Annotated in this window: 18 protein-coding genes; 13 read left to right on the forward strand and 5 right to left on the reverse strand. The window is 43.1% G+C overall.

Annotation, left to right across the window (positions count from 1 at the left end; all coding sequences use genetic code 11):
- The first annotated feature begins 177 nt into the window (after positions 1–177).
- The 13 genes from AB1Y31_02600 to AB1Y31_02660 all read left to right on the forward strand — a co-directional run bounded on the left by AB1Y31_02600 (position 178) and on the right by AB1Y31_02660 (position 13,678).
- The gene (locus tag AB1Y31_02600; protein MEW4982057.1) at positions 178–2,916 is read left to right on the forward strand and encodes a cation-transporting P-type ATPase; all 2,739 of its coding nucleotides are present in this window, start codon (positions 178–180) and stop codon (positions 2,914–2,916) included.
- A gap of 244 nt (positions 2,917–3,160) precedes the next feature.
- Positions 3,161–4,084, forward strand: a complete 924-nt coding sequence (dmeF, locus tag AB1Y31_02605) for a CDF family Co(II)/Ni(II) efflux transporter DmeF (GenBank protein MEW4982058.1) — start codon at positions 3,161–3,163, stop codon at positions 4,082–4,084.
- A gap of 224 nt (positions 4,085–4,308) precedes the next feature.
- Positions 4,309–5,157, forward strand: a complete 849-nt coding sequence (locus tag AB1Y31_02610) for a DMT family transporter (protein MEW4982059.1) — start codon at positions 4,309–4,311, stop codon at positions 5,155–5,157.
- Complete coding sequence (locus AB1Y31_02615) at positions 5,158–5,436, forward strand: peptidylprolyl isomerase (GenBank protein ID MEW4982060.1); 279 nt, start codon at positions 5,158–5,160, stop codon at positions 5,434–5,436.
- A complete protein-coding gene (locus AB1Y31_02620; protein ID MEW4982061.1) occupies positions 5,436–5,678 on the forward strand; it encodes a hypothetical protein in 243 nt (80 codons plus the stop codon). The genes AB1Y31_02615 and AB1Y31_02620 overlap by 1 nt, the downstream gene beginning before the upstream one ends.
- 105 nt (positions 5,679–5,783) lie before the next feature.
- Positions 5,784–6,764 (forward strand): lipid A biosynthesis protein, encoded by a 981-nt coding sequence (locus AB1Y31_02625; GenBank protein MEW4982062.1) that lies wholly within the window; start codon positions 5,784–5,786, stop codon positions 6,762–6,764.
- On the forward strand, positions 6,740–8,266 hold the full coding sequence (locus AB1Y31_02630; GenBank protein ID MEW4982063.1) for an AbgT family transporter: 1,527 nt from the start codon (positions 6,740–6,742) through the stop codon (positions 8,264–8,266). Before AB1Y31_02625 ends, AB1Y31_02630 begins: the two co-directional genes overlap by 25 nt.
- Positions 8,267–8,353: 87 nt before the next feature.
- Positions 8,354–8,812, forward strand: a complete 459-nt coding sequence (locus AB1Y31_02635; protein ID MEW4982064.1) for a DMT family transporter — start codon at positions 8,354–8,356, stop codon at positions 8,810–8,812.
- Between the two features lie 222 nt (positions 8,813–9,034).
- On the forward strand, positions 9,035–9,817 hold the full coding sequence (locus tag AB1Y31_02640) for a methyltransferase domain-containing protein (GenBank protein MEW4982065.1): 783 nt from the start codon (positions 9,035–9,037) through the stop codon (positions 9,815–9,817).
- Positions 9,818–9,869: 52 nt separating this feature from the next.
- A complete protein-coding gene (locus tag AB1Y31_02645; GenBank protein ID MEW4982066.1) occupies positions 9,870–10,310 on the forward strand; it encodes a thioesterase family protein in 441 nt (146 codons plus the stop codon).
- Positions 10,310–10,990, forward strand: a complete 681-nt coding sequence (locus tag AB1Y31_02650) for an ATP-binding protein (GenBank protein MEW4982067.1) — start codon at positions 10,310–10,312, stop codon at positions 10,988–10,990. Before AB1Y31_02645 ends, AB1Y31_02650 begins: the two co-directional genes overlap by 1 nt.
- Complete coding sequence (locus AB1Y31_02655; protein ID MEW4982068.1) at positions 10,987–12,564, forward strand: protein adenylyltransferase SelO; 1,578 nt, start codon at positions 10,987–10,989, stop codon at positions 12,562–12,564. The genes AB1Y31_02650 and AB1Y31_02655 overlap by 4 nt, the downstream gene beginning before the upstream one ends.
- Positions 12,565–12,940: 376 nt before the next feature.
- Positions 12,941–13,678 carry a hypothetical protein gene (locus AB1Y31_02660; GenBank protein ID MEW4982069.1) on the forward strand — a complete coding sequence of 246 codons (738 nt, stop codon included), beginning with the start codon at positions 12,941–12,943 and terminating at the stop codon, positions 13,676–13,678.
- Positions 13,679–13,696: 18 nt separating this feature from the next.
- Here AB1Y31_02660 and AB1Y31_02665 read toward each other — a convergent pair whose 3' ends face one another.
- The 5 genes from AB1Y31_02665 to AB1Y31_02685 all read right to left on the reverse strand — a co-directional run bounded on the left by AB1Y31_02665 (position 13,697) and on the right by AB1Y31_02685 (position 18,536).
- Positions 13,697–14,800 carry a DUF6765 family protein gene (locus tag AB1Y31_02665; GenBank protein ID MEW4982070.1) on the reverse strand — a complete coding sequence of 368 codons (1,104 nt, stop codon included), beginning with the start codon at positions 14,798–14,800 and terminating at the stop codon, positions 13,697–13,699.
- Between the two features lie 130 nt (positions 14,801–14,930).
- A complete protein-coding gene (locus tag AB1Y31_02670; protein MEW4982071.1) occupies positions 14,931–16,466 on the reverse strand; it encodes a hypothetical protein in 1,536 nt (511 codons plus the stop codon).
- Between the two features lie 101 nt (positions 16,467–16,567).
- A complete protein-coding gene (locus tag AB1Y31_02675) occupies positions 16,568–16,966 on the reverse strand; it encodes a hypothetical protein (protein ID MEW4982072.1) in 399 nt (132 codons plus the stop codon).
- A gap of 100 nt (positions 16,967–17,066) precedes the next feature.
- Positions 17,067–17,777, reverse strand: coding sequence for a cyclodeaminase/cyclohydrolase family protein (locus tag AB1Y31_02680; GenBank protein ID MEW4982073.1), 711 nt, complete (start codon positions 17,775–17,777; stop codon positions 17,067–17,069).
- A 78-nt stretch (positions 17,778–17,855) separates the two neighbouring features.
- Positions 17,856–18,536, reverse strand: coding sequence for an SAM-dependent methyltransferase (locus tag AB1Y31_02685; protein MEW4982074.1), 681 nt, complete (start codon positions 18,534–18,536; stop codon positions 17,856–17,858).
- Positions 18,537–18,573: the final 37 nt, after the last annotated feature.

Genomic DNA, 18,573 nt, shown 5'->3' on the forward strand with positions numbered 1-18,573 from the left:
TAACTTTCCTTCTCCATCTGCTACCAGTTTAGTTGGTCTATAGGTCAATTTACAATATATCTCGTCAATAAAAATTTAAGTACAGATGCAAAAATGAGCGTGTCTTATATAAAACGTTATACACTTAAGACTTGAGTTTTAGCCAACACAAAACACGAAGATAAATGGTGGTTTTATATGGCATTTAAATACTTTAGAAAGTTTCAGGATCAACCAACGCAGGCTGAGAGCCCAGCAAACTGGCATGCTGAAAGCATCGCACAGGTCGTAGAGTCACTCGACACGACAACAGAAGGTCTGTCTTTACAAGAAGTGAATGACAGGCTAGCTCGGTATGGCCAAAATAGCCTGCCTGAGGCTAAAACACGCGGTCCTGTATGGCGGTTTCTCTACCAATTTCATAATGTACTGATTTATGTATTGATTGTTGCAGGCATTGTTACGGCTATGCTGGGGCATTGGGTGGATGCCGGTGTCATCCTAGCGGTGGTTATTCTCAATGCGCTTATTGGCTTCGTACAGGAAGGGAAGGCCGAGGATGCTCTACGGGCGATAAAACAAATGCTTTCCCCAAATGCCATGGTGTTACGAGATGACCGGCAAAAGATGATTCGTGCTGAAGAGTTAGTGCCCGGTGATATCGTTTTGCTACAACCCGGTGATAAGGTGCCGGCAGATCTTCGGTTGCTGCATGTTAAGGGGCTGCAAATTCAAGAATCGGTGTTGACGGGTGAGTCGATGGCGGTAGAAAAGGTGACCGATCCGGTTGCGCATGGTGCGGTGATTGGCGACCGTCGTTGCATGGCTTTTTCTGGCACGCTAGTAACGCATGGCCAAGGCAGAGGGGTGGTGGTTGAGACGGGCGCACGCACTGAGATTGGCTTGATCAGCACGTTGGTGTCAGAAGTGGAGTCAGTGACAACGCCGCTGTTTCGTCAAATGGCACAGTTTAGTCGTTGGCTTACATTAGCCATTCTTGCTATTGCCATTGTTACTTTTGTTTTTGGCACGTTGGTGCGTGATTATGCGGTAGCAGAAATGTTTCTTGCTGCGGTCAGCTTGGCGGTGGCGGCAATTCCTGAGGGGTTACCGGCGATTATGACGATTACGTTGGCGATTGGTGTGCAGCGCATGGCACGGCGTAATGCCATTATTCGACGGCTTCCTGCGGTTGAGACATTGGGGGCAGTGACGGTTATTTGCTCAGATAAAACAGGCACGCTGACTAAGAATGAAATGACGGTTCGTGTGATAGCGACCACGAATAGCGTTTTTGAGTTGGCTGGCACTGGCTACGATCCCCATGGCGCAATTTCACTGTCGAATCGAGATGTACTACCAGAGGAAAGACCACTCCTGCGGGAAACGATTAGGGCTGCGGTGCTCTGCAATGAGACGTCTCTAGAACAAGGAAAGGATGAGTGGCTTGTCCACGGCGACCCGATGGAGGGGGCGTTACTCGTAGCGGGTTTGAAAGCGGGGTTGGATATTGAGGAAGAGGCTAAACAATACCCACGCACCGATCTGATTCCTTTTGAGTCAGAGCATCGTTTTATGGCGACGCTTAATCATAGTCACAGTGGTGAGGCATTTATATTTTTGAAAGGCGCGCCCGAACGCGTGCTGGAGATGTGTGTGCAACAAAGAACGCTTGTTGGGGAAGAACCAATAGATAGGGCGTACTGGCTAAACCGTATCGAAGAGATGGCGCAGCACGGTCAGCGCATTTTAGCGATAGCCTTTAAGCCAGTAGACAACGAACAAATGACGTTAACGTTTAGCGATGTAGATGACGGGTTGATCATGCTGGGCATGTTTGGCTTGATAGATCCGCCTCGCGATGGCGTTGTTGAGGCAGTAAAAGCCTGTGATAGAGCCGGTATTCGAGTGAAAATGATCACAGGTGACCACGGTGCTACCGCCCTTGCTATCGCTCGCAAACTCAATCTCGTTAATACGGCTGAGGCGCTGACGGGGCAGGCGCTTGAATCAATGAATGAAGGTGAACTGCGGCAGCAGGTGCAAAATATCGATGTGTATGCGCGTGTTAATCCGGAGCATAAGTTGCGCTTAGTCAAACTGATGCAGGAGCAAGGCTCAATCGTTGCGATGACGGGCGACGGGGTTAACGATGCGCCTGCTTTGAAACGTGCTGACGTAGGCACTGCGATGGGCCATAACGGCACTGAGGCGGCCAAGGAAGCCGCAGAAATGGTGCTGGCTGATGATGACTTTACATCCATCATGCATGCAGTAGAGGAAGGCCGTACTGTCTACGATAACTTGAAGAAGGCTATTTTGTTTATTTTGCCGACCAACGGGGGTGAGGCACTGATTATTTTAGCCGCTATCTTATTTGGCTTTCATCAACTGCCGTTAACGCCGGTGCAGATACTTTGGGTGAACATGGCGACCGCTGTTACGTTGGCGTTGTCGCTGGCATTTGAACCGCCCGAAGACAATGTTATGCGGCGTCCACCACGCAATGCTCACGAGCCGATGCTGACATCGCACTTAATTTGGCGTGTTGCGTTTGTCTCGATTATTTTAATGTTAGGAACTTTCGGACTTTTTATTTGGGAGATGGAAAGGGGCGTTAGTATTGAATATGCGCGCACAGTCGCCGTTAACACCTTGGTTATGTTCGAGATTTTTTACCTGTTTAATTCTCGTTATATCACAGCACCTGTACTTAGTTGGGCAGGGTTTACCGGTAACCGTTATGTGTTGATAGCGATAGTTATTCTGGTTATTTTTCAAGTGGGATTCACCTACCTTTCGCCGATGCAATCATTGTTTGGCACGGCGGCAATTGACCTCAACACCTGGTTGCGGATCGTCATTGTTGCCTCCTCCGTCTTGTTTCTCGTTGAGTTTGAAAAATATGTTGTACGGCTTAGGGCAAAAACGGGCTAAGGTTTGCCATTAGCAATGGCGTGGGCCGGTATAGAAAACGACCACTGAGTTGCTAGTTTCAGCAATCTTTAGGCGCAGCCGACACGGCTTAATTCAAGCTAGCCTGATATGAACAACAGTGCGAATGCTGATATTATTGACAAGTATCGGTTCTTTTGGGCAGTAGCGTATTGCTAGAGTTTATGTGCTGCATTGTTTCTTTTAACCAGAATGAATCGCTAGGTTAACTAAAAAGCAAATAGAGATGCATTTACATACGTTAGAAAATTTACAGCACAATCACGATTTTTCTATTAAAAATAGTCAGGGTGAACGGCGTACACAATACGTTTTAATCCTTACAGCCATTACGATGGTGGTAGAGATAATAGCGGGCAGTGTTTTTGGCTCAATGGCATTGCTAGCAGATGGTTGGCATATGGGGACGCACGTCGCTGCATTTTTAATCACCATATACGCTTATCGTTATGCGCGTAAGCACAAGCATAGTAGGGCGTATTCTTTTGGCACGGGCAAGGTAGGTGTTTTAGGTGGCTTTGCCAGTGCTGTCGCTTTGGCGGTTGTAGCCTTACTGATGCTAGTTGAATCTTTGCACCGACTTATTGAGCCACAAATGATTCAGTTTGATGCGGCCATTGGCGTGGCGGTTCTTGGTTTGCTCATCAATGTTATCAGTGCGCTTCTATTGAAGGACGAACATACACACGAACACGATCACGGCCATGATCACAATTTAAAAGCAGCCTATATGCACGTATTAGCGGATGCATTAACGTCGTTGCTGGCTATTGTGGCGCTGCTGTCAGGAAAGTATTTTGGTTGGTCTTGGCTTGACCCTGTGATGGGCGTCGTCGGCGCGATCATTATCACGCGTTGGTCTTATGGCTTGGTAAAACAAACAAGTCCAATTTTGCTAGATGGTAGTATTGACGAGCAATACAAATTAGCGATTAAAGAAAGTATTGAGCGAGACTCGGATAATCGCATTGCCGATATTCACATCTGGAGAATTAGCGCGAGCCATTATGCCGCAATCATTTCATTGGTGACGGACAGTCCGAAACCAACGGAATATTACAAGGCACTATTGGCGGACTTTGATCGACTATCTCACGTCACTATTGAGGTTCATGAGTGCAAAGATGACCCTTGTGAAGTACACGATTGACAATCCCCATCATGAACGTGTGACGAGTAAAATATAGAGAATTTTGAATTTTAGTGTCGACCTTGGAAAACTTGCTTCTCGTGGGTGGACGAATATGTCGGTATTAAGGGTTTTAGGAGCGATAAGCTAATCTCTAATCTTGTTTGTAGTACCCCCCCCCCCGTTTTTTAATTTTGGAGATAACGATTAACGCTTTTTTATCTATTCCTGTGGGTATTCGCTATATGATTTTGAGTGCCTTGGCATTCAGCATTATGGCGTTATTCGTAAAGCTGGCGGGGGATCGCGGAATACCCGTTTTAGAAATTGTAGCGGCGCGCTCGGTGGTTTCTCTGTTTATCAGCTATGTAGGCCTTAGAAGCGCTGGTGTTGATCTGCTAGGTAAGCGTAAAGGCTTGTTAATAGCGCGCGGGTTATTTGGCTTTGCCGCTTTAATTTGTGTGTTCTATGCGATTACCCACATGCCGTTGGCAGAAGCGATGGTTTTGCAATATTTACACCCTATGTTCACCGCTGTGCTGGCCTTTTTCTTTTTAAAAGAACGGCTAAGCCTAGGCACGCTGATTTGTATTTTATTAAGTTTCGTTGGTGTGCTGATAATTGTACAGCCAAGTTTTTTGTTTGCCTCGCCGGTGGTCAGTTTTAGTGGCTTCACTGTTATGGTTGCTATTGCTGGTGCGTTGGGTAGCGCGGTGGCATATACAATAGTGCGTGCGCTGAGTAAAACAGAACACCCCTTGGTCATCATTTTATATTTTCCACTTTTGTCTTTGCCTGCGAGCATAGTTTTATTGTGGGGAAATTTTGTGATGCCGGAGGGGATTACGTGGTTCTATTTATTAGCGATAGGCGTTGCAACGCAAATAGGTCAAGTTGGGCTGACTAAAAGCATGCAAACTGAAGCCGCCGCTCGGGCAACCAGTTTTGGTTATTTACAGGTTGTTTTTGCCATAATGCTAGGTATTATTTTCTATCAAGAATACCCGAGTGTTGAGACCTTAGTGGGTGCGGGCTTGATTATTGTCGGTGTGTCGCTCAATGTAATGTGGAAGAAAAAAATAAAGGAGAGATAAATGGCAAAAGCCTGTGCGCGGCATATTTTGGTTAAAACCAAAGAAGAGGCCGAAAAACTTAAAAAACAATTATTGAATGGTGCGGACTTTGCGAGTTTGGCGAAAAAACATTCTCAATGCAATTCGGCAAAAAAAGGTGGAGACCTTGGTGAGTTTGGTCCTGGAAAAATGCTAAAAGCATTTGATAACGTGGTGTTTAAAAAGGCATTATTAACGGTGCATGGCCCGGTTAAAACTAAGTTTGGATACCATTTAATTGAAACGATTTATCGAAGCTAATGAAAATATTATTTACAAAACCGTCGTCTTTGTCTGAAGAAAAAAACAACGCCTTCATGGCTCAATTGAGTGATGTGCTGGCATACAAAGGCGTTGAGGATATGGGAACGCACTTATTGTTAGAGTTAGATAACGAGAGCATTGAATTTAATTCTATTAAGCAACTGTTTGCCCTGTTTGAGCAATGGGGTATTGATCAAAGCCCTCTTGAGTCTTTGCTTCAGCTTGTTGATATGAAATAAACTTAAATTTTGCGGAGCTTATTGTTACGGTACATCCATTGAAATGCTTTTATGGCATGCTAATAGTATGTGTAAAAGGCTACCGGAACATAAGAGATGTTTTTTATGTCACCTGAAAAATTTAAGTTAAATTATTTACACCCTAAATATTGGTTAACTTGGCTAGCTGTTGGTGTTACCTGGCTGTTAGCAATGATGCCTCGTTCGTGGCAACGCGGCGTAGCACACTGGGTTGCGAATAAGCTTGGCAGTACAGATAACCGACGCATCAGCACTATTCGACGCAATATTGATTTGTGTTTTGCTGAGGAATCAGACGAGTATCGACAGCGGCTAGTTCAAGATAACCGAAGGTCATCGGGGCTTATGTTGTTTGATTTGTTGAATATGGTTTGGCGGCAGTCGGATGATATGACCTCAACGGCAAGAGTGATAGGCGCAGAACATCTTGAACGTGCTGTGGCAGCGGACAAGCCCCTTCTATTGGTGACCGGGCACTTTACGCCGCTTTTTCAAGTCAGCAGTAAACTGGCATCGATAATACCTTATAGTGCGGTTTACCGGCGTTTGAATAACCCCGTTATGGAAGCAAACTTGTATCAAAGAGGAGTGGAGAAATACCCCATCAGCCTTTTTCATCGTAAGGATATTCGCCGTATGTTGGAAAAACTGGCTGATAACGGGACGGTTTTTATTTCACCGGACCAAGATTTTGGTGTTAGCAGAGGTGCCTTCGTTTCTTTTTTTGGTATTCCTACGGCGACGATTACGAGTATTCCGCAATATGCGCGGCAAACCAATGCTCAAGTGATGCTGTTTAGTGCTTACCGTGAAGGAAATAACGGTTCAGTGATTGAATTTGAGCCAGTACTTGAGAACTACCCTACGGAAGATGATGTGGCCGATACGCAACGTTGGAGCGATTGGCTAGAAGAAAAAATACGCTTATGCATCCAGCAGATTACTTCTGGATGCATAAGCGCTTTAAAACACGCCCTGAAGGAAAGCCTGATTTTTATAAAAAACATTAGGCTGAACTTGAGGAGCACTGAGGATTCAATATGGAACAATCTAAACGCCCGTTGACACAACGCTGCTTACTGAGAATTGAGGCATGGGGTAATGCTTTGCCGCACCCTACGATGCTCTTCATTTACTTATGCGTGCTGGTTATGGCCTTATCGTGGTTAGGCCACAGTTTGGGGCTATCTGCGCTACACCCAGTGAATGGCGAACGGATTCAGGTAGTGAGTCTTTTGAATATTGCAGGGCTACATCTAATACTCGGCAAAATGGTTTCAAATTTCATGAGCTTTGCACCTGTAGGGCCGGTTCTGGTGGCCATGCTTGGGCTAGGTATTGCGGAGCGATCTGGGTTAATTCAGACGGCGTTACGCTTGTTGGTGATGCGCGCACCGGCTAAATTTTTAACGTTTATTGTTGTACTGGCGGGGGTCTTGTCCAGCATAGCTGTTGATTCAGGCTATGTGGTGATGATACCGATGGCGGGGTTGATTTTTCTTGCGGCGGGTCGACACCCCTTGGCAGGAATAGCCGCTTGTTTTGCCGGTGTGTCAGGTGGCTTTAGTGCGAATTTGTTAGTCGGCCCATTCGACGCGATTCTTGGAGGAATTAGCACCGAGGCCGCGCATTTAATTGACCCGAATTATGATGTGTCGGCGACAGCCAACTATTATTTTATTGCCGTATCAACCTTGCTGATTGCCAGCTTAGGCACTTGGGTTACTGAGCGTTATATTGGCCCGATGTTGGGTGAGTATCGCGGGGAAGCAAAGAGTGAACTAAGTGACACGCTGTCCGATGAGGAACGACAAGGGCTACGCGCAGCATCCGCTGCAGGGTTGCTAATTGTGGCGTTTGTTTTATGGGGATTAATACCCGAGCAGGGTTTTTTAAGACATCCCGAAACGGGCGGCATTATTAAGTCACCCTTTATGTCGGGTTTGATTGCGCTAATTGCGATAAGTGCAGCCGTGATGGGTACCATTTATGGCAGAGTGTCGGGCAGTTTTAAAGGCCACGTCGATGTGGTTAATAGTATGGAAAAAACGATGGCGGTGATGGCGACCTATATCGTGCTGATGTTTTTCGCCGCTCAGTTTGTTAATTATTTTAGCTGGACAAACTTGGGGCTAATTCTTGCCATCAGCGGTGCTGATGTATTGAAAAGTAGCGGCTTAGGAACGGTTCCCTTGATGCTAGGCTTTATTTTCTTTTGTACGTTTGCAAATTTGTTTATTGGTAGTGCTTCGGCTAAATGGGCCATTATGGCGCCGATCTTTATACCGATGTTTATGTTGCTGGGATTGGCACCAGAAGTTGTGCAGGCTGCCTACCGAGTGGGTGATAGTTCTACCAACATTATCACGCCCTTAATGCCGTATTTTGCGTTGGTTTTCGCTTTTATGAAACGTTATGACAACAGCGTAGGGGTTGGTACAATCATGACTTTAATGCTGCCATACTCAATCGCTTTTTTATTCGGTTGGGGCTTGTTGTTGAGCGCGTGGTTAATGCTGGGTGTTCCGTTGGGGCCAGATGGCTCCTTATTTATAACGCTGCCATAAGCAACACTTTTCGGAGACATACCTTATCGGGTGTTAAGGTAAACTTGTCCAGCAGAAACTAAACGACTTTAAAAATTAAAGGGAAATATGAATATCTTAGGTCAAAATTTTATGTATGGGTCTGTCATGCTTATTGCGGGTGTCGGCATTCCAATTATGGGGGCATTAAGTGGTGGCTTAGGAGCACGCATGCAAAGCCCTGCATTAGCAGCGGTCGTGTTATTTGTGGTTGGGTTTGTCCTTGCCATTATATATTTGTCTGTTGTTGAAGGGCTGCCAGACTCTCTGCCTCAAGCGTCGATACCCTTTCAGTATTATTTGGGTGGTGTTTTTATTATTTTTTACACACTGAGTATTACCTATATTGGACCGAAGTTTGGCATTGGTAATGCGGTTTGCTTTGTTTTACTCGGTCAGCTTATTTCAATGTCGGTTATCGACCACTTTGGCTTGTTAGGTTCTCTTCAATACTCTATTACGCTGCAACGACTCGCTGGATTATTGCTTATGGCTGCTGGGGTGTTTTTAGTCGTCAAGCGATTTTAATTAAGCGGGATTGCCTTGTTAAAAAGGTTTGAAAACAGGAACGCTTAACAATGTGTTCAGTTATATGGCAGCGTGGTCACCGGCTTAGGAAAGACTGAGGAGAGATGACTTTCTCAAGGCTCTGTGCCGGTGTTAGTTCGTTGTGTTTTTAGTGAAGCGACAGGCTGCGTTAGATCGCTGTTACTGTTTGAATTTTATTAAATATAGGGAAGAGGGTGCATTATGGCTGAGGGTTTAGAGTTTAACGATGAGGTTAACCATGCATTAAAGATGGCGTATCAAACGCCGGATATTATTGCAGCTAGAGCGCACGTTGTTAACGCGCTTAAATTAGAAAAAGGTCAGCAGGTGTTGGATATTGGTTCTGGCCCAGGTTTGTTAGTACGAGATATAGCGCAAACGGTTGATCAATCTGGCGGCGTGGTCGGTGTTGATATGGCCGACAATATGATTGAGTCCGCAACAATTCTTTGTGCGGATTTCCCAGTAGTATCGTTTAAGCAAGGCGATGCGATGTCCCTACCTTTTGCCGATAACAGTTTTGATGCGGTGGTATCAACACAGGTGTATGAATATGTGCCGAATTTAGATGCGGCGTTAGCAGAATTTCACCGAGTGTTACGCCCAGGTGGCCGTGGCGTTATTGTCGATACAGATTGGGCTTTTCCGTATTGGAATGCAGTAGACACGGCTCAGCGTGACGTAATGATTGATGCATGGAAAAGCCATTGTGCGCAAGAGTCTGTTCCCATGCGCTTATCGGCGGCAATTAAGTCAGCCGGTCTTCAGTTGCAAGGTGTGCAAGCGCTTCCTATTATGAATACGGCGTATGACGAAAATAATTTCAGCTATTGGTTATCTAAAATTATTGGGTCGTTTGCAGTGGGCAATAATGGGGTGGAGCAACAGCTAGCCGATAATTGGTTAGCTGGGCTTGAAGCACTTGAAGATAAAGCTGAGTACTTCTTTTGTATAAATAGGTACTTATTTGAAATAACGAAATAATGATGTTGGGGGCTCTCCCTAATTGTTTGAATAATGTTTAAAGAGGTTGTTTATGAGCAAACAAGATTTTACCCACGTTTTTCCATTATCGGTTCGCTGGGGCGATGCCGACGTATACGGGCATATTAACAACGTCGAATTTATGCGATACGTTGAATCAGGCCGCGTTGCCTACTGCGTAGATGTTATGGACTTGCATTTGAAAGCAGGAATGGAATCAGGCTGGGTGTTGGCGGATATGCATTGTGCTTATCTACAGCAAGTTCATTACCCAGCGTTACTCGAAATCCGGACACGTATTAGCAAGGTAGGGAATAAAAGTGCAACTATCGTGGCGGATATTTACGCTGAAGGTGAGCGCGAGCCTGTGTTAACCAGCAAAGGCGTGATGGTTTGGTTTGATATGTTGCAACAACAAAGTGCACCAATCCCAGAGCAAATAAAAGCGCAGATCGCGGCTTTTGAAACGTCAGTAGAAGGTTTAACGGCATAGTGGTTAAGAAAAAAACATTACTCTCGTGGAGTAGCGGTAAAGACAGTGCGTGGACCTTGTACCAACTGCAGCAAGACGATGACATTGAACTGGTCGGTCTAGTAACCACGGTTAACGAAACGCACCAACGCGTGGCCATGCATGCGGTGCGTGTGGCGCTATTAAAACAGCAGGCGAAAGCGGCCAATTTACCCTTGTATATCATCGACATTCCGCACCCTTGCAGTAATGAGTTATACAACCAAGCGATGAATGCTTTTTTCAAATCCATCGAAGGCAAAGGCATTACGCATATGGCGTTCGGTGATTTGTATTTGGAAGATATTCGCCAGTATCGGGTGGACAACCTTAAGCCCACCGGCTTAGAACCATTGTTTCCGTTATGGTTAAAACCAACCAAGCAACTGGCGCACGATATGTTGGCAGGCGGATTAAGAACACGAATCACCTGCGTTGACCCAAAACAATTACCGGCAAGCTTTTGCGGTAGAGAATTCAATCAACAGTTCTTAGATGACCTGCCAGAGGGGGTAGACCCCTGTGGTGAGAACGGCGAGTTTCACAGCTTTGCCTATGCGGGGCCGATGTTTAAACAAGCCATAAAAATTGTTGCAGGAGAGGTGGTTGAGCGAGATGGGTTTGTATTTGCCGATTTGCTTCCAGAAGAGTCAAGCTCGTGAAAAAACTAACATTCGATAATCAATTTGTTCAGCAATTACCCGCGGACAGTATTACAGAAAACTATCCGCGCCAAGTATTAGGCGCGTGCTATTCGTGGGTGACGCCAAAACATATGCCGCAACCGGCAATGGTTGCCTATTCAACCGAAGCGGCAGCATTACTCGACCTAACAGAACAAGACTGCCAAGCAGACGAGTTCACCAAGGTGTTTTCGGGTAATGAGCAATTGGAAGGGATGCAGCCTTATGCCACCTGTTATGGCGGCCACCAGTTTGGCAACTGGGCAGGGCAGTTAGGTGATGGCCGCGCCATAAACCTCGGTGAAATAACCAATAAACAAGGCGAACGTTGGGCGTTACAGCTTAAAGGCGCAGGGCCAACGCCGTATTCAAGAACAGCCGATGGCTTGGCGGTGCTGCGCTCATCGATACGGGAGTTTTTGTGCAGTGAGGCGATGTATCACTTAGGCGTGCCAACAACGCGTGCGCTAAGCCTTGTTACCAGCGGTGAGCAAGTGGTGCGTGATGTAATGTATGACGGCCACCCCGCGGCAGAATTAGGGGCGGTGGTGTGCAGGCTTGCGCCATCGTTTACCCGCTTTGGGCATTTTCAATACTACGCGCAACAAAACGTAGAGTTGTTAAAACAATTTGTCGACTACACCATTAAAACCGACTTTCCACACTTGCCCGAACCAAACAAAGAAACCTACATAAAATGGTTTGAAGACATTTGCACATCAACCTGCGACATGGTCGTGGAGTGGATGCGCGTGGGCTTTGTACACGGCGTGATGAATACCGATAATATGTCGATACTCGGTTTAACCATCGACTATGGCCCCTATGGTTGGTTGGAGCCCTACGACTCCAATTGGACACCAAACACCACCGATGCCACGCATCATCGCTATGCGTTTGGTCAACAAGCACAAATAGCGCATTGGAATTTATACCAATTAGCGAATGCGATTCACCCGTTAATTGATGAAGTGGAGCCATTAGAAAAAGCACTCAATGGCTACGCTGATCGTTATGGCCAGCAATGGTTATTAATGATGACTAAAAAGCTAGGTTTCTCGCAAGTTAAAAAGGAACAAGACAGCGAGCTTATTAAACAGTTATTAGCGTTTTTTGAGCTACACGAAACGGATATGACCCTTTTCTTTAGGCGTTTAGCCAACATAGGCGGCAATGATAAAGCGCTTGATAGTGACCTAGCCATAAAACAATTAGCTCCCGCATTTTATCCAGACGAAATGCCAAATGACGCAACAAAAACACTAACAGCTTGGCTTGCAAGCTATTGGCAACGACGCCAAAAAGACCCCGTTACCGCGCAGCAACGTGAAGAGTTAATGAACAAAGTTAACCCAAAATACGTACTGCGTAATTACTTAGCGCAACAGGCGATAGAAAAATCCGAGCAAGGCGACCACAGCATGGTCAATGAATTGTTAGAGGTGTTAAGGCACCCTTATGATGAACAGCCCGATAAAGAACACCTAAACCAAAAAAGGCCGGAGTGGGCCAAGGTGAAGGTGGGGTGTTCTATGTTGTCTTGTAGTTCGTAACGATTAGGTAAAGCGCGCGGGTCTTTTTAGGCGTTCTCTATGAGTGTAATGGCTGCCTCTTGGCTCGTGACATTAAATACTTTGGGTATGTGCATACTTCCTTCTTGAGTTATAACGTTTTAAATAAGGGGTGCGTTTTTATTTCCGCGTCTCAGCCAGCGTTTTTTTGCTAGTGAACGTGAGTTTTTTGTTATGTTTTTCTTTGGAAATATTCAAGGTTAGGCCGCTTAGTAAGGCGGCAATACTTTTCCGCACAAGTGATTTTTATAATTGATTTCCTTCCTGTTACGTCAAAATATCATTATTTTTCAAGGTGTTATTATTCCGGCATAAGTTTTGCTTTAGCAATGGAATATTGTAAACATGGAGGTTAGTTATGATTAGCAATTTAACACAAGCACAAAACTATACGCAGCCAACAACGACACAACAGCTGGTAAATTCCACTAGCGCCCCGGCGGAAGGTAATGGCGCAAGCAAGGAAAATAGTTTTGGGACTACTCTTACCTTAACGGAAAAGGGCAAAGCTGCCGCTGAATCAAAAGCACCCGAAAAGGCAGCTCCGTCAGCAATCGCAGAAATGGTGACAGCTAAGGGAAATATAAACATTGATCTTGATAGTTACTTTTCAAATAGCCCACCCACGGCAGGTTTCTTTAATATAAACGATCTGCCTCCTTTACTTATGCCTTCGGAACAAAATATTAACGCGCTAACAGAGCATGTTTCTGAACGCTTTAAACAATTATTGAAAGACTACAATATTCCATCGGCTCCTGAAAAAATCACCTTTGACAATGAAGGTAAAATGCAAATTCCTATTGATTACCCTTACGCTAACGAATTAAACGATGCTTTAGAAGAAAACACGGGGATTGACCGAGAGTTACGTACTTTAAACGCTCTAAGTAGTCACGCTGCTGCGATACAAGAGCGTATGCCATTTATCGAAGAAATGGGGAAAGCTTCTTCAAAAGTAGAAACAGATAGAATAATTGCAAAATATAGTCACTTATTACATGACAATCAAAGCTATAAAAGTATGGCGTTAATATTTTCCGATCAAGGCGATGTCAGTGTTACGGCTGATGGTAAGCCGATTAAATTTACCTAGACGCTATTTTCGTGTTTTTTATAGAACGATAATCCCATGTTTTGGCAATAAATTCTTAAGCGTATAATCACGATGATATATAGCTGCTTGATGAAATTGATATACTTCTTTTTCTTTCATTTCATGAGAGCTATCTAAGTCTTTAAAATTTTCTTTTTGCTGCTCCCAGTCGTCTTTTGAAAAATGCAAAGCTTCGTTATTTTCTTTATCAAATAATTCGTTATTGTTAATCGACTTTATCCATGCATTCGACCTCCCTTCTTTATCAGCTTCAAGACGTAGAATGCTATCTACTTTACTTCGAATAGATTCAAATGGCCTTGGGTTATGAGAAATACCTGCTTTTTCAGCATATTCGCTGAATGCAGCATGTAGTTTTTCACATGCCACCATAAAAGTAGCCGGGTTATCCCTCCATCCAGAATCCCTTTTATTTTTCTCAAAGTTGAACCGCCATTTTAAAAATGGGCGATCTGGATATGTGCCAACCCCGCCATGACCTAATGCTCCTGTAACGGCATTTGCACCAATACTAGCAATATTACGGTAATTCCTAATAATAAAACTAGGCGTATATTTCGTTAAGAATGATGACATCTTACCCATAATGTAGGCTTTAACTTCTGGATTTTTTACTACTAGATCAAAAGATTCACCATCCACTTCATTATTTCTTGAGCTAACACCTGAAAATTCATAATGTGCAAACGTGTCTGCATACACATGAGCCATTACGCCCATCAGCGTTAGTCCATATTCTTGTTTAACAGAAACAGCATGTCTAATATGATTTTTAACCATTTCTTGTGCCAGTTCACTATCTTTAACACAGGCAAGCTTTTCAGAAAGCGTATCGCCTTCATTTCCAGGAAAAAAATGAAAAGGAACCCATACATGCCGCTGTTCTGTATGATCCGCCACTGCATTTTTTATAACATCTTTATTTGTGTGAGCTGAGGCTGTCGTTTCAAACATACCTCCATCTTCATGAACCTCACTATCATTGGCTATTGAGTCATCAACATACTGAGCCGCATATGCTACAACTTTAGCATCTTTTACTCTTAATCCAGCAGCCCTTGCCATGGCATATGTGCCGTAATAATGCATATCTTCTTGCATGATAAAACTCCCTTTATTAATATATATTTGTATATAAACTTAATTTTACTTCGGGTGTAATCCACAAAAACTACTAAACGTTTTTAGCCTAACGTTTTACGGTCAGCTGCAAGCGCTTGTTATATTTCACTTATACAGAAACTTGCGATTGCAAAATATCTAGCCAATTAGACCCTTCAATGCACCTTTCAGAAGGCTTTACAGGAATCACATTAACCTTATCTCTATTTTCTGCGCTTATGCGAAGCTTTTGCACTAGCCTACTTTTTTGAATTTCGGCAGTTCCATCCGTGCTGAGACAAATCCAAAATAAACTTTTATTATTGTCTTCGATCAACTGCCTAAACAATCCATTTATATGGCTATCATCAATATTAAAACCATACCCTATAACAATTATTGCATCACAAGTAAGGTACTGATCGAATAACCCCACATACCTTCTAGACATATCTACAGAAGTTAACGGCTTCAGCCCACTTTGAGTCAAGATAAACGGCACATGAATTTGATCAGTAGGAACTTCATCTTCGGTTTGACAAGAAATTACGGAGTTTTTATATGGATTATAGTAATCACAAACTCCACCATTTAAATGATGCACTGCAGGAATATCAAAATCTAGATCTCTAGATATATTTTCAACCAAGCTATTATAATTTGCAGTGCCTATAGCTCCTATCTCAATGCTAAGTTCGTCACAACGTTGAAGGTCATGATAATAGCCGCTATTGGGAAGGTCGCCAGCTTCTTCTAATTGTTTGATAATATATTCCCTTGTGGCTCTTAAGAAAACCACCATCTTTGAGAACTTAGCCCATTCAGTCTTTGGTGAAAATAAATACCTAAAGTGACTATCAATTAGCGACTGATAATCGAGAACGGTAGTAAAAATATTCTCGAGAAGTTGCTGTGATATGGCAGATAGAAGGTCATTTATTGTGCCATTCTCAATGTCATACTCTCGCTTTTGCTCTAACAGTAATTCTAAAGCAGTTAAGCCAGCACGACTAAATTCAAGTTTAAACATCCCACTCACATCGTCGAATATAGGAATGTTATCTGGCGCAGCTTCGAATAATTCCTGATTCAGTCGCTGGACTAGGTCTTGACCATGCGCTCCTACCAATAATTGTAAGAATGCCCCTGCATATCTTTGAAGATCCGCTGTGTTTTCTTTAGAGCTAATGACACTCAAAATTGCGGAGTAAAACTCACTACCAAATAACCTTACTTCATTAGCCAATATAGGGTTCATACGTACAGCTGTTGAGTATAATAGCTCTCCGTATTGAGTATCCATTTCAGCCCCAAACTTTTCCACCAAGTTTTGCTTGTTAAGTCCTAGCTGCGCAAGGGCATATTCTGCTTCTTCGTCAAAGTTATTTAGCCTACGAATAATTTCTGATTTTCTGTACTCAATTGATGATTCAATTAAATTGGTGAATTCATTTTTACCAAATGCATGGATACGTTGTGTCGCATATTTTTCTGGTAACCAGCCAGTCGCGTAATTTGTTAGGGAGTTTATTTGCCCTAATTGCTGTCGAAGTGATTGTTTATGCACGGTCACATCTTGGCGAAAAAGATCAATTGCGAACTTACCACCGGTAGGCAATCCATAACCGACTTCGGCACCTGCACCAAAGAAAAATCCTAATTTCATAAATTATCATCCATATTTTTATCGATGCAGACCTAGTCTTGAAATATAACGTTTTAAGTAAGACGCGCGCATCTTTTAGCGCGTCGTACTTGACTTTTTTGTTAAGTATTAAAGTATGCAGCAATTGAGAAACTTAAGGCTACTATTGATAAATATAAAGGAATAGTAAAACGTAAATAAGACTGTTCATGTTCTGCAAGCACTGCTGAAAGTAATGGAAAATGAACTGCATGGCGCTCCGAGCCTATTTGTTTTACAAATAAATTCACAAGTGTCCCATCTTCCTGCTTATAACCGTGCTTCTTATCTAAGTGATAATAAAGGCGACCAAAAATAATGTCTGGGTCTAAACCTAGTTTTTTAGAAATTAGCACACAATCAATTGGTACATAAATCTTTGTTTGTCGGGGTGGTTTTTTCTCGTCAAAAGCACAAAAGTCAGAGTAGTAGATTTTATAAATTTCTTTAAGAATAATTCTATCAGTCACATTTTTGCTCATATCCTTCCTTGATACTTAACGCCTAGCTCACCCGCCCACGCAGTATGGGTCGGGTGCAGCTACTTGTATGGATAATTCATTCATCAATTAATATTTTTTGTTAGGTATTTTCAAGTTCAAGTTGTATGGACTCTAACGACTCTGAACTTATTGATGTTACACATGAAAAAGCTCTTGTTTGTAAAACATTTAGTTTCTCTTGAAGTTGCTGACATTTTTTTATATTAGTCGAAGAATATTTTCTGCGCTTCAATGTTTTTAAATTTAGATTGATTATAAATATTGATGACATCACACCTGACATAGCCGCACTTATAGATACTCCAGAATCACCTCTTACGGCGTGCCATCCTTGCTCAAATATTGTAATACCATGCTGCATTAGTGCGAGTGATATTTCAGCGACCTCAAATGTATAGTTAGTAGCAACTTGTAGCATATCCAGTGATTCTCTAGCATATTTTCCTTTTTCTTTTGAATCTGATGACTTATCTCGAAGAACTCTAAGCTTTACTACTTTCTCGAAGTCTTTCGCATCTTTTTCAAAGAGCTCCTTTAACCGTGGTTCTATTTCCGTTTTTATTTTCTTTGAAATAAACTCAAATGCTTTGTGATCTTTTGAGCATTCACTTTTTCTTAAGCTAATATCACAGACAGTTACTACCATTTTTGCTGACAATAAACTTAATAGTGCTGCGGCACTACCTGAACCAGGTGATGCTTTGCCCGCACCAAAGCCATCAAATAGCTCGTTGGTTGGAAGTTTTAGCAAGTCACTTCCGTTTAAGCCTGAGAGATCTTCTTGTTTCAAAGTAATTTCCTTATTTTCATTACCGAACGTTTTATATAAGACGCGCGCGTTTCTTTGCGCGTCGTTTTGATATTTTTGTTATACACATTTAACTACCAGCATCTCAGTTGCCCCTTTTTGAAATTCATACTCAACTGGAACAAGTGAAACATTAAAACCTGATTTCTTTAGAACAGACATTACTGGCTCTAGGTGAGGTGAGACTTGGTTATTGCCAATTGATAGTAATGGGTAAACTCGAACTTCACTAGCTACGCGACATAGCTCTCTCATTGATAGGATATGTTGATCTTGATTGACATGCTCACTGTATAAAAATAAATAATGCGAGCATAGTGCTAACTCAAACTCTGAATTTTGAAATGGCAATGTTGGTAGCGAGGCATTTATATACCGCCCTGATTTTTTACCTTGCTCATAGTCATTTAGGAAAGCTTGCATTGCATCCATTCTAATTTGCCCCATAGCTTCAACATCAGCTATGTTTTTCCAAACATAGTCCCCCTTATTTTTAGCCACTTGCTCCATTACTTGAGGGTATACCTCATCAATTCTTGAGCGTATTTCTCCGGTGTTAAATTGGTAGATTGGATCAATGGATACTATATTACTGCCAACTTTGGATAACTCAGCGTTGAAGCAGGCTGGGCCATCGCCACAACCAAGTATGTTTTTTTTGAGATCATCCTCTGATAACGAAAACATTTCCTTATATTCGTTTAATGACCTTCCCCAAGGGACTACTTTTGATAATTCCATAATGTCCAATTTTGTGTATAACGTTTACATAAGGGGC

Source organism: Cycloclasticus sp. (genome assembly GCA_040743155.1).
Lineage (GTDB): Bacteria > Pseudomonadota > Gammaproteobacteria > Methylococcales > Cycloclasticaceae > Cycloclasticus.